Source organism: Mammaliicoccus sciuri, from assembly GCF_025561425.1.
GTDB lineage: Bacteria > Bacillota > Bacilli > Staphylococcales > Staphylococcaceae > Mammaliicoccus > Mammaliicoccus sciuri_A.
The window spans coordinates 2615711-2628156 of sequence record NZ_CP094824.1; the positions used below are offsets into that span (position 1 = coordinate 2615711).

General features: G+C 31.7%; 10 protein-coding genes. 6 read left to right on the plus strand and 4 right to left on the minus strand.

All coding sequences use genetic code 11. From position 1 onward, the window contains the following. Positions 1 to 144 precede the first annotated feature (144 nt). The 3 genes from MUA60_RS13780 to MUA60_RS13790 all read right to left on the minus strand — a co-directional run bounded on the left by MUA60_RS13780 (position 145) and on the right by MUA60_RS13790 (position 4734). Complete coding sequence (locus tag MUA60_RS13780) at positions 145 to 1098, minus strand: L-lactate dehydrogenase (RefSeq protein WP_262648717.1); 954 nt, start codon at positions 1096 to 1098, stop codon at positions 145 to 147. A 23-nt stretch (positions 1099 to 1121) separates the two neighbouring features. Continuing rightward, a complete protein-coding gene (locus MUA60_RS13785) occupies positions 1122 to 2720 on the minus strand; it encodes an L-lactate permease (RefSeq protein ID WP_262648719.1) in 1599 nt (532 codons plus the stop codon). 292 nt (positions 2721 to 3012) lie between these two features. Next, positions 3013 to 4734, minus strand: a complete 1722-nt coding sequence (locus MUA60_RS13790) for an ABC transporter ATP-binding protein (RefSeq protein WP_262648721.1) — start codon at positions 4732 to 4734, stop codon at positions 3013 to 3015. 185 nt (positions 4735 to 4919) lie between these two features. Between MUA60_RS13790 and pbp4 the strand changes: the two genes are divergently transcribed. The 3 genes from pbp4 to MUA60_RS13805 all read left to right on the plus strand — a co-directional run bounded on the left by pbp4 (position 4920) and on the right by MUA60_RS13805 (position 8862). Next, a complete protein-coding gene (gene pbp4 / locus MUA60_RS13795) occupies positions 4920 to 6287 on the plus strand; it encodes a penicillin-binding protein PBP4 (RefSeq protein ID WP_262648722.1) in 1368 nt (455 codons plus the stop codon). 88 nt (positions 6288 to 6375) lie between these two features. Next, positions 6376 to 7125 carry a M50 family metallopeptidase gene (locus MUA60_RS13800; protein ID WP_262648724.1) on the plus strand — a complete coding sequence of 250 codons (750 nt, stop codon included), beginning with the start codon at positions 6376 to 6378 and terminating at the stop codon, positions 7123 to 7125. 184 nt (positions 7126 to 7309) lie between these two features. Next, positions 7310 to 8862 (plus strand): IS3 family transposase gene (locus MUA60_RS13805; protein WP_262648726.1). Its coding sequence is split into 2 segments (ribosomal slippage): positions 7310 to 7984 and positions 7987 to 8862, totalling 1551 coding nucleotides; the frame shifts between segments, so codons are not numbered across the junction. Between the two features lie 119 nt (positions 8863 to 8981). On the opposite strand, the gene MUA60_RS13810 is transcribed toward MUA60_RS13805, so the two are convergent. Continuing rightward, positions 8982 to 9632 carry a metal-dependent transcriptional regulator gene (locus tag MUA60_RS13810; protein WP_025905995.1) on the minus strand — a complete coding sequence of 217 codons (651 nt, stop codon included), beginning with the start codon at positions 9630 to 9632 and terminating at the stop codon, positions 8982 to 8984. Between the two features lie 144 nt (positions 9633 to 9776). Here MUA60_RS13810 and MUA60_RS13815 point away from each other — a divergent pair, with 144 nt between their 5' ends. From MUA60_RS13815 to mntC, 3 genes are read left to right on the plus strand one after another with little or no spacing between them, the layout of a single operon-like run. Further along, positions 9777 to 10490 (plus strand): metal ABC transporter ATP-binding protein, encoded by a 714-nt coding sequence (locus tag MUA60_RS13815; RefSeq protein ID WP_262648729.1) that lies wholly within the window; start codon positions 9777 to 9779, stop codon positions 10488 to 10490. Then, positions 10487 to 11311, plus strand: a complete 825-nt coding sequence (locus MUA60_RS13820) for a metal ABC transporter permease (protein ID WP_037589829.1) — start codon at positions 10487 to 10489, stop codon at positions 11309 to 11311. Before MUA60_RS13815 ends, MUA60_RS13820 begins: the two co-directional genes overlap by 4 nt. 10 nt (positions 11312 to 11321) lie before the next feature. Then, the gene (mntC, locus tag MUA60_RS13825; RefSeq protein ID WP_262648730.1) at positions 11322 to 12239 is read left to right on the plus strand and encodes a manganese ABC transporter substrate-binding lipoprotein MntC; all 918 of its coding nucleotides are present in this window, start codon (positions 11322 to 11324) and stop codon (positions 12237 to 12239) included. Positions 12240 to 12446: the final 207 nt, after the last annotated feature.

Consider the following 12446-nt stretch of genomic DNA (forward strand, 5'->3'; position numbering starts at 1 on the left):
TCATCTTCCGCATCCAATCTCGCTCATCTTCACATTCCTCCTTTAACTCTATCCATCACCACAAAAAATACCGACAAAATCATTTCTAGACTTTGTCGGTACTACTAAAATCTTCATATATTAAATCTCTGATATATCTTACTATTAAAATTCTTCTTCAAATGGTGCTTGTATATCTTTCAACACTTTAACAGAGTTATCGAATAATGATTTTTCTTCTTCATCTAATGGCATTTCGATAACTTCTCTAATGCCTGATCTGTTTATAAGTGCTGGTACGCCTATATACACGCCTTCATGTCCATATTCGCCTTCTAAATATGCTGATACTGTTAGCACCACATCTTGGTTGTTCAAAATGGCTTTTGTAATACGCATTAACCCCATTGCTACTCCGTAATAAGTTGCGCCTTTTGCTTCTATAATTTCATAGGCTGCATCTCGAGTTTGTACAAATATTTCTTCTACTCTATGTTTACGTGTTTCATCTTTTTCAATAATACTTCTTAATGGTTTACCTGCAATATTCGCGTGAGACCATACTGGTAATTCTGAATCACCATGTTCACCAATAATGTTTGCATGTACACTTTGTGGTGCGACATCGAATTCTTCACTTAATAAATATCTAAATCTTGCTGTATCTAGTATAGTACCTGATCCGATTACACGTTCTTTTGGTAAACCTGAGAATTTCATAGTTGCATATGTTAATACATCTACTGGGTTAGTTGCAATTAAGAATATACCATCAAATCCTGAGTCCATAATTTCAGTAACGATTGATTTGAAAATTTTCATATTTTTTGCTACTAAATCTAGTCTTGTTTCACCTGGTTTTTGTGCTGCACCTGCGCAAATAACTACTACGTCTGCATCATGACAATCTTTATAGTCACCTGATTTAACTTTAATTGGTGATGGTCCATATACTGTACCATGATTTAAATCCATGACATCCCCGATTACTTTCTTTTTATCTAAGTCTATGATCACAAATTCATCACAAATACCTTGGTTTATCATTGAAAATGCATAACTTGAACCTACTGCACCATTACCAACTAATACGACTTTTTTACCTTTGAATTGTTTCATTATAATCGCTCCTCAATTTATATTTATAAAATTATAGTTAAAATAAATGTCCATACACAGATGAATATTAAGAATCCGACACTATATTTCAAAGTCATTTTAAGCAATTCAGACTCTTTACCAACTTCTCTAACAGCAGCTGTTGCAATTGCGATAGATTGTGGTGAAATTAATTTAGCTGCTACACCACCAGCAGTATTTGCTGCAACTAACAATGGTCCACTTGTACCTATTTGACTTGCTACTGATGCTTGAATTGGTGCAAACAATGTGTTGTTATTAACGACTGAACCAGTCATAAATACACCTATCCACCCTAATACTGGAGATAGTATTGGGAAGATGTTACCAGCTTTTGCAATACCTTGACCCATTGCAGCTGTTAGTCCGCCATAAGTTGTGATTTTAGCAATAGCTAAAATAAAGCAGATTGTCAAAATTGGTAACCACAATTCTTTAATTGTTACGCCTAGTAAATTGAACGCATCACTAAACTTAAAGTGTTTCGAAATTAATATTGTTATCACAACTGAGATTAATATTGCAGTACCAGTTGCACTAAAGATGTCGATTTTTAATGTAATCAGTTTATTAGTAATTTCATTAAATGTACCTGGAATGCTTATATTCCATACTAATGAAGAAAGTAATCCACCTTCAGCAAATAAAGCTTTGAAAAATGGTGCACTCCATATCATGACGAAAATTGTTAAAATATAGAATGGACTCCATGCATACATAATGGATTTAACAGTATGTTTCTTTGTTTCCAATACTTCTTGATCTGAAATTCTGAAAATATTTTTTGGTTGATAATATTTTGAGAAAATTGCTAATGCAACCATAGATAATAATGGTGGAATAATATCAGCCAATTCTGGACCTTGGAAATACGTAATCAATATTTGTAAGCCAGTATATGTTGTACTTACAACAAGAATTATCGGTAAAATTTCTTTCACACCTTTAAATCCATCCAATATCATGACAAGTAAAAACGGAATAAAGAAATTCAAGATTGGAAGTGTAAGAGTTGAAATCTGTGATACTTCAAGTGCTGAAATATTACCGTGAATACCTAAACTATCTATAATACCAACTGGAATACCAATCGCACCAAAAGCGCCCGCTGCTCCGTTAGCAATTAAACAAAGCATTGCTGCCTGTAAAGGTTTAAAACCAATTTGAATTAACAATACACTACATATTGCGATTGGAACACCAAACCCAGCTGCACCTTCTAAAAATGCATTAAAACTAAAACCTATTAATAATAATTGGATACGTTGGTCTTGAGAAATACCTGAGATACTATCTTGAATGATACTAAATTGTCCTGTACCAATTGAAACTTTGTATAGCCATACTGCCATTACGACGATATAGCCTATTGGAAGAATACCTTGAAAGAACCCTTCTGTTATAGCACCAATCGCTATAGTATGTGGCAATTCGAAGATAAATGACGCAATGACTAAAGTTACAATAAGTGTTGTAATAGAAGCATAAATACCTTTCATTTTAAAAACTGTTAAACATAATAGAAATAATATAATCGGTATACTAGCAACAATTGCTGATAGTGTAACGTTGTCTAATGGATTTATATTATTTAGTAGCACAATGAACAACTTCTTTCTTATTTTTATTTTTCAAGATGCGCATCTTTAACGTTTGTGATGTTTTTCACAATTTAAATATAGCACCTCAATTCCCTGAGGTCAATAGGTTTCAAGCATATTTTGCGAAAAAAATTCACGAATTATTTTTGACTCGTTTTTTGATATTTATTGAATCCTTTGCCCCATCTAAATGGTTGCGTTTTCATTATTTCTCATAATTTTTAAATTTTTTTACAATAAAAAACAAGATCCTGAAATATTTTTCTAGGATCTTGTTCAATTCACTTCTATATTATTCAGTTAAACTTTGTGTATTTACAAAATGTCTATACTTTTCATGAGATGCTAATAATTCTTGGTGAGTACCTACGCCTGTGATTTCACCTTTATCTAAAAATACAATTTGATTTGCTTTTTTAATCGTAGCAAGTCTATGAGCAATCACAATAGTTGTACGATCTTTCATTAATTCATTCAACGCTTGTTGAATGAAGAACTCACTTTCACTATCTAAATTAGCTGTCGCTTCATCTAGTAGTAGAATATCTGGATTCTTAATGAAACTTCGTGCGATATCTATACGTTGTCTTTGCCCACCAGATAATTTGGTACCTCTTTCACCAATTTCTGTATCAAACCCTTGTGGAAATGCCATTATAAAATCATAACAACGTGCCATCTTCGTATAATGTACGAGTGTTTCTTCATCTACTTCTGAATAAACACCATATGTTAAATTATCTCGAATCGTCCCTGACATCATCGCATTAGATTGCATAACATATCCAATTTTCTGTCGCCAATATTTTAAAGATATATCATCTATTGGTTGGTTTCCATATAATATTTGGCCATGATCGATTGGATAAAGTCTTTCTATTAAACTAAACAGTGTGCTTTTTCCTGAACCTGAAGGCCCAACAAATGCCGTCACTTCTCCAGAACGGATGGATAAAGATAAATCTTTAATGACCGGATTATCTTCGTATCCAAATGAAACATTTTCAAATGTAATATCTTGATGATTCGTAATCGGTTGATTATGATCATCGCCTCTTTTTTCCGCTTCTTCTTGATAAATCTCATAAATACGTTCACTTGCGCCGACTGCTTTCTTATAATCCGTTAAAAACATAGAAAAATTCAAAATTGGCGCAGATAATTGTACAACATAGAATATCATTGCAACTAATGTCCCTGCAGTAATCGCACCACTCGAAACTCTAATACCACCAAACCCAAGTATGACAGCTACTGTTAACGTCATAATAACGCCTGAAAGTGGAGAAATGATTGCTCTAATTTTAGCTTCCTTTAATCCAAGATCATATATACCTAATAAAGTACCTTTTGTTTTTTCGAGTTCTTTTTCTTCTGACGTTGTCACTTTTACTAATTTCATTTCAGTCAATACTCTTCCTAATATACCGCTGAACCTAGAAATCTCAGTTTGTGTGTCTTTTGAGATTTTACCCATTTTTCGTCCTAAAGGTACCATTATCCCGATAAATATAGGTAAGATAAGGAATGTCATGAGCGTCATTTGCCAATCTAAAATAAATAACATCACAATCGAACCAATAAGTGTTAACAATGATGGCAATACATTTGGTGCTTTTTCAGAGATAAATAAATTAATCACATTTGTATCATCTGTAATTCTACTCATCAATTGTCCACTTTCGTTTTTATCAAAGAAACTCATTTTTAAATTGATTAAATGCTTCCATAGTTTTTCTCTAATTGAATAAATTGTTTTTTCACCAATCTTGCTTAGTAAATATGTCCCGATACCGCTCAAGACCGCATTTACTAAAAATACACCTATAAATAGCCAAACCATTCTTAAATCTAAACTTTCTGCATTAAATGTATCTACTAACTTTCCAGTAAATAATGGTACGAGCAAACCACTAAGACTACCTAAAATTGAAAGTGTCATAGCCGTAAACACTAATTTTTTAGGCCAGTCTACCTTTTTTAGTAAATAAAGCAGAGGATTTTGTTTTGTCATTTTAATAACCTCTTCACTAAAATTAATGATATAGTTATATTTTACAGCATTGAGATTATACATACCAAATTTAAAATATGTTCACAAAAAATTAACGTTCATTTGTTATCTTATTGTAGGGTAATTAATTAATATATGTTAGAATGATATAGTTAATTTTAAAAATAAATAAAGAGGTCTTATTCATGAAAAAAAGTCTATTATTATTTTTTGCATTACTTTTATTGAGCATACCAGTAACTCAATGTGCTTATGCAGCGGATAATCCGAAATCACCAATACAAGTAGCCAATGAAGATGGACACTCACTCGGTGAAATCTATGAACCTGAAGGCGCTATTAACTATAGTTCTGATACTGGTCAAATTTTGTATGAATATAAAATAGATGCTAAATGGTATCCAGCTAGTATGTCTAAATTAATGACATTATATTTAACTGAAAAAGCAATCAATAGTGGCAAACTTGATAAAAATGCTAAAGTTAAAATGACAAACGAAGAATATCGTTTATCTACATTACCAGAATTAAGTAATACAAAATTGTATCCAGGAGATGTTTATACAATTTCTGAACTCATGCAAATTACCGTTTCTAATTCTTCAAATGCAGGTGCGATGATTTTAGGAAGAGAAACGATGAAAGCTGAGAACTTAGCTTCTGCTAAAAAGATAGATAAAAAAGATAAAGACTCCAATAAAAATACAGCATCTAAACAACAAAAAAAGGATTTAGATTCTGACTTTGTTGACTACATGAATGAAACAGCTAAGAAATTGGGTATGGAACATACGAAATTCTACAATTCTAATGGTGCATCTAATAATTTATTACTAGAATATAAAGCTAAACGTTACCAATCAGATGAAGATAACTATACAACAGCTAGAGATTTTGCCATTTTAACGCAACATCTTGTAAAACAGTATCCTGACATTTTGGAATACACTAAAAAAGTTGCCCCTACTGTTCACTACGTTACATATTATACGTATAATCATTCACTTGAAGGTGCTGATATGTCACTTAAAGGTACTGATGGTCTAAAAACAGGTTCTAGTGACACTGCCGACTATAACCACAGTCTTTCTACTAAAAGAGATGGATTAAGAATTAACCAAGTTCTTTTAGGTGCAGGAGATTACAACAGTGTTGGTGGAGAGAAAGAACGTAATATGATGGGTAATAGCTTGATGGAAAAATCATTCAAAGAATATGAATGGAAAAAAGTATTATCTAAAGGTACTCAAAAAATTAATGGCAAAAAATACTACGTTACAGAGGACTTATATGATGTCGTTCGTAAAGGCGTAGATTATAAAGTCGTACTTAAAGATGGACGTGCAAGCATTGATTATAACCGTTCTTATATCAATGATAGCTATGGTCCACCGTCTGTAAAAGTAGAAACGCCAAGTAAACATAAATTTAACGAAACAAAGAAAAAAGTAACAAGTACTGATAATAGACCTATTATTATGACAGCGTCAATCTTACTTATTGCTGGAATCATTCTTTTATTAACTTGGTTAATCAAACGTAAGAAAAAATAATAACGGATATTAAGTCTTAAGTCCGACAACAAAAACGTCACTTTAGTGTAGAATAGTCTTAAACTATTCAATACGAGGTGACGTTTTTTTGATTCAATTTTTACCGAATTTTCTATCAGAACCAATTAATTTATCCTTAACAATGATAACGATCATCGCGCTTATATATGTATTTGTTCATCATAGAAGACAACAACCTGTTTTAAGTTTAATAGATATCATTTTAGGATATTTTCCAATACTCATCCATGAGATGGGTCATGTTATAGCAAATAAACTATCAGGTGGTAAACCTAAAGACCTCGTAGTTGTTTGGCGTCGTAAAGAGCGCATGGAAACCGGTAGACAAGGTTACGCCGTTACTGGTTCCAAATCACGATTAAATCAATTTATAACGACTTTATTCGGTTATATCATGCCGCCGATTATGTTGATTTTAGGTGTATGGCTTAAACATCACACATTTGGACCAATTTTCTTAATCATTCTTCTGATCATGTTTTTATTCTATGTCATATTAACATCTAAGAAATTTATCCCAAGTATCATTCTCGTCATTATTGCAGTCGCTTTATATGAAGTACTATCTGCACCGAATATACATGACTTCGGACAAATTATTACGTATATTTATCACATCAGTTTAGGAACATTATTAGGTGAAGTCGCACAATCGAGTATTACAATATTCCTATTAACATTCTCACGTTCAAGACAAGAATGGGATGGTAGTCAGTTAAGACAACTCACTAAAATTCCAACTATTTTCTTTAGTGTTATATGGATAGCGATTAATGTATATGCCGTTATGTATACTTTTAATATTTTATGGCCATAGATATTGGTACTTTTAATATGGAGTCTTCGTATAGTATAATTCGACTTTATACTTTACTGCGCGATATCTCGCAGTCTTCGTACGTTATACCCTGATTTTGTACCTTAGTGCACGATATCTCATAGTGTATTATTCCCTATAGAATAGACATTAAAAAAACTAAAACTCTATAGGGGGTATTTTTATGTATAAAACTAGACTACCTGTTAAACTGTATCAGGAAATCTTCGATTTGCATGAAAAGGGTTATTCCTTTCAAAATATAATTGATAAGTTAAATTTAGATATTAGTGATAGTGTGATTCGATTTAAATATAAAGTGTATAAGCAACATGGTATAACAGCACTTATAAATAAGAATCGAAATAAAATCTATACACGCGAATTTAAAGAAAAAGTTGTTAAAGAATATCTAGAGACTAATAAGACGTATTCAGATCTAGCAGCCTATTACAATATTTCACATCATGCTACTTTAAAAAATTGGGTGGTAAAGTATACTGAAGGAAAGGAAAATAAATCTTATTTTCCATATCTGGAGGTAGACACTATGAATACTAGAAAAACAACATTTGAAGAGAGAATTGAAATAGCTAAATATTGTATTGAAAATAATAGAGACTTTAATAAGACAGCTGAAAAGTACCAAGTTAACTATTCACAAGTCTATAATTGGGTAAAAAAGTATGAAAAACATGGTGATATTGGTTTAGTAGATGGTAGAGGTAAAGGAAAACCAGTTGAAGCTTTAACTAGAGAAGAAGAACTTGAATTAAAAATAAAAGCACTTGAACAAAGAAATAAATTTCTCCAAATGGAGAATGAGGTATTAAAAAAGCAGGAAGAAATAGAGAGGCAGTTGATGAATCGAAAATCAAGCAAATAGCAGCATACAAGACAATCGAAGCATTAAAAGATAAGTATCCAATCAAATGGATATGCGCCGCACTTGAAATATCGAGAGCAAGTTATTATAAATGGAAAAACAGAGAGGTTTCAGAATCTGAAAGATTCAATAACGAATTAAAAGATGAGATTTTCAGGATTTATCATGAACATGATGGCATATATGGATATCGAAGAATTTATATTTATCTGAGATTATATACTAAATTCCAGGTTAATCATAAACGCGTATATAGAATTATGAAGAAGTATGGATTAAAAGCTGTCATTAGAAAAAAGAGAAGGCAATATAAACTTAGTAAGCCAGAAATCACTTCTCAAAATATCCTAAACAGAAAATTTACAACAAGTAAAGTTAATAAGGTCTGGTTAACAGATGTGACAGAATTTAAATTGAAAAATGGATCTAAAGTGTATTTAAGCGCTATTTATGATTTAGGTGCTAAGAAAGTCATCAGCCATGTAGTCTCATCTCAAAACAATAATAAGCTTGTATACGATACCTTTAACAAAGCCATAATTAAAAGAAATACCGAAGGCATTATATTTCATAGCGACAGAGGATTCCAATATACGAGTGTTCTATTTAGAGAGATGATTAAAAATGCTTCTATGAAGCAAAGCATGTCTCGTGTAGGTAGATGTATTGATAATGGTCCTATGGAAGGCTTTTGGGGGTTACTCAAATCAGAGGTATTCAAAGACAAATCTCAAACATTCAATGATATAAAACACGCCACAAAGCAAATAAATGAATATATAAAATTTTATAATTCTAAAAGAATTTCATTAAAAATGGCTGCGCTTATAAAAGCACAGCCAACATATTGATTACTTTTTTTAGTGTCTACTTGACAGGGTTATGTTCACAGTCTTCGTGCGTTATTTTAATCCATTAACAAAAAACCAGCAGAAATTCAAGCGAATGAATTTCTGCTGGTTTTTATTTATTAAGCTGTTTTTATACCAAACAAATATGATGCATTTGTTTCACTAATCATAATTGTTTTATCTTTTAGTTTAAGTTCTATGAGTTGGTTTAAGCTATCTTTATTGCTAATTGTTACTACATCGCCAATATGCAATTCTTGATTACTTAAATAATCTAGGAGATTCACATAATCCATGACACGTTTAATTTCAACGTCATCTCCAATTTCAAACTCATTTAATGATGTGTTATAAATTTCCTCTATTTGATTCTCTCTTGGAATAATACCACCATGCGGACAAGTTGTTGGGTATCCCATTAACTTATCTATCTTATCTATAAAACGGTCAGATACACGATGTTCTAGTATTTCTGCCTCTTCGTGAACTTCATCCCAAGTATATTCAAGTTCTTCTATTAAGAATCGCTCTATGAGTCTATGTCTTTTAATAATATTAGTTGTATGATCTAAACCCTTCTGAGTTAATTTCACACCTTTATACGGACGAATATCTACGTAGTCATCCTTTTTCAAACGTAACATCATTTCACTAACTGATGAAGGTTTAATATTTAAATCTTGCGCTAAATTCTTGTTGGATACGTAATCTGTTGTGCCATTTAATCCAAAAATCGCTTTTAAGTAGTCTTCTTGTTCTTCAGTCAACATCTACTCTGACCTCACTTTTATTATCATATATTTATTGTACCACGATTTATTTTTACAGGCTATCTCTTGACTTTAGTTAATTTTCTAATATAATCGAATTATAGTTTAGTTTAGCCTAAACTTATTTTTAGAAAAGGTGATAACATGTTGCAGGTAAAAAATTTAAATTTATATTTAGGACAACAGCAAATATTGCATGATATTAATTTAACCATTGAATCTACAGGTGAATTAATTGGCATTATGGGACCAAATGGTGCAGGAAAATCTTCATTTATTAAATCGATTTTGGGTGAATTTAAGGCATCAGGAGAAGTTTATTGGCATGATAAACCGATAAACCAACAGTTGAAACAATTAACGTATATTCCTCAAAGAAATCAATTAGATTTAGATTTCCCTATCACTGTTCAAGATAGTTTATTAACAGGCTATTATGCTACATCAGGTTGGTTTAGACCTTTAAAAAAAGAAGCTTATCAAAAAAGGGATCAATTAATGTCAGAGTTACAACTAACTGAATTAAAAGATAAGACATTAAATCAATTAAGTGGTGGTCAATTACAACGTGTTCTTTTAGCAAAATCTTTAATGAAAGACAGTGATTTATTATGTCTAGATGAACCATTTGTCGGTATTGATTTTAAGAGTGAAGAAATCATGATAAACATGCTTAGAAGATTAAAATCAGAAGGAAAACTCATCATAATTGTTCATCATGATATTCAAAAAGCCAAATTATATTTTGATAGGATCATCCTCCTCAATCGAACTATTAAATTTTTTGGCATGGCATCTGAAGCTTTAACAGAAGACAATATTAAAGAAGTATTTCTAAAGGAAGGCGTTACACCATGATTAATGAATTTATCTCATCCCTTATACAATATAATTTCTTAAGTCGAGCGCTGATTACAGCTATTGTAGTTGGTGTTGTCTGTGGCATTGTAGGTAGCCTCATCATATTAAGAGGTTTATCTTTAATGGGTGATGCTATGAGCCACGCTGTACTGCCTGGTGTTGCGATAAGTTATGTATTGAACATCCCGATGTTTATAGGTGCACTCATTACCGGTATGTTAACGAGCTTTCTGATTGGTTACATTGCCCAACACTCTAAAACTAAAAATGACGCAGCTATCGGTATTATCTTTACTGCATTCTTTTCCCTTGGAATTATTATCATAAGTCAAATTAACTCCTCTACTGATTTATATCATATTTTATTTGGGAATATACTAGCAGTAACTTCAAGTGCATTTTATACAACGAGTATAGTCAGTCTAATTGTTATCGCTTGTGTCATATTATTTTACAAACCCTTGCATTTATCAACGTTTGACCCTATTGCAGCTAGAATGAGCGGTTTAAATGTAAAAGTCATTCATTATTTTGTCATGATGCTATTAGCGCTCGTAACAGTTGCTAGTTTACAAACAGTGGGCATTATACTTGTCGTTGCACTACTTATTACACCGAGTTCAGCTGCATTTTTAATCACAAAATCATTAAAATCAATGATGATTGTCGCAAGTGTTATCAGTGCAATATGTGCGGCCTGTGGCATGTATATCAGTTACCTTTATAACTTACCAAGTGGCGCGTGTATCGTATTAGTCTGCTGCTTAGTGTACATGATTACATTCACCATACATAAAATGAAATTAAAATTTGCTTAGGAGGTTAAACATGAAGAAATTATTTATGCCATTACTCGCTATCATTATTTTATTAAGTGCTTGTAATGCATCATCTTCTAATGAAGACAAACATATAAAAATTGTAACAACAAATTCAATATTAGCGGATATGACTAATGAAGTGACAAAGTCTGACGCAAAAGTTACAAGCATCGTCCCTATTGGACAAGATCCTCACGAATATGAAATTAAACCTAAAGACATCAAAGCATTAACAGATGCAGATGTTATTATATATAATGGTTTTAACCTTGAAAGTGGAAATGGTTGGTTTGAAAAAGCATTAGAACAAGCAGGTAAAAAAATCACAGACAAAAATGTTATTCAAGCAACTGAAGACGTTACACCTATTTATTTAAAAGGTGGAGAAGGCGATAAAAATAAAATCGATCCACACGCTTGGTTAAGCATTGAAAATGGTATAAAATATGTCAATACAATTGAAAAGCACTTAAGTGATATAGATAAAGAACACAGTAAACAATTTAAAAATAATGCTAAAGAATACACGAATAAATTAGATAAACTACATCATAAAATGATAACAGCATTCAATGATATTCCCGAAGACAAACGTGCTTTTATAACAAGTGAAGGTGCATTTAAATACTTTGCGAAAAGCTATCATATAACACCAGGATATATTTGGGAGATTAATACAGAAAAACAAGGTACACCAGATCAAATGAAGCAAGCCATTAAATTTGTGAAAGACCATAAACTAAAGTCATTAGTTGTCGAAACAAGTGTTGATAAGAAAAGTATGCAAACATTAGCAGAAGAAACAAACCTTAACATTAAAGATGAAGTATTCACAGATTCAATCGGTAAAAAAGATTCTAAAGGCAACTCATATTACAATATGATGGAACACAATGCAGAAGCGATTCATAATAGTATGAAATAATGAAAAAACATACTAAGATTAGTAGCGAAGTAATCTACGACGGTAGATGAACTTCGCTACTTTTTTCATATTCTTTTTCATACCGTTGGTACTTATTTTAAGAATATGAAATAGTAGAAGAGAGAAGTACTCCGATCGGTCTCTAGGGTCATAGAACCCGTAGCAAAAACTGGAGAACTTCACTCTCCTTATGAATTCGATTTTAGT

Excerpts from the sequence above, each read along its gene's own strand:
- MUA60_RS13780 (WP_262648717.1), bottom strand. The coding sequence starts at position 1,098 with ATGAAACAATTCAAAGGTAAAAAAGTCGTATTAGTTGGTAATGGTGCA.
- MUA60_RS13790 (WP_262648721.1), bottom strand. The coding sequence starts at position 4,734 with ATGACAAAACAAAATCCTCTGCTTTATTTACTAAAAAAGGTAGACTGG.
- pbp4 (WP_262648722.1), top strand. The coding sequence starts at position 4,920 with ATGAAAAAAAGTCTATTATTATTTTTTGCATTACTTTTATTGAGCATA.
- MUA60_RS13810 (WP_025905995.1), bottom strand. The coding sequence starts at position 9,632 with ATGTTGACTGAAGAACAAGAAGACTACTTAAAAGCGATTTTTGGATTA.
- MUA60_RS13815 (WP_262648729.1), top strand. The coding sequence starts at position 9,777 with ATGTTGCAGGTAAAAAATTTAAATTTATATTTAGGACAACAGCAAATA.
- MUA60_RS13820 (WP_037589829.1), top strand. The coding sequence starts at position 10,487 with ATGATTAATGAATTTATCTCATCCCTTATACAATATAATTTCTTAAGT.
- mntC (WP_262648730.1), top strand. The coding sequence starts at position 11,322 with ATGAAGAAATTATTTATGCCATTACTCGCTATCATTATTTTATTAAGT.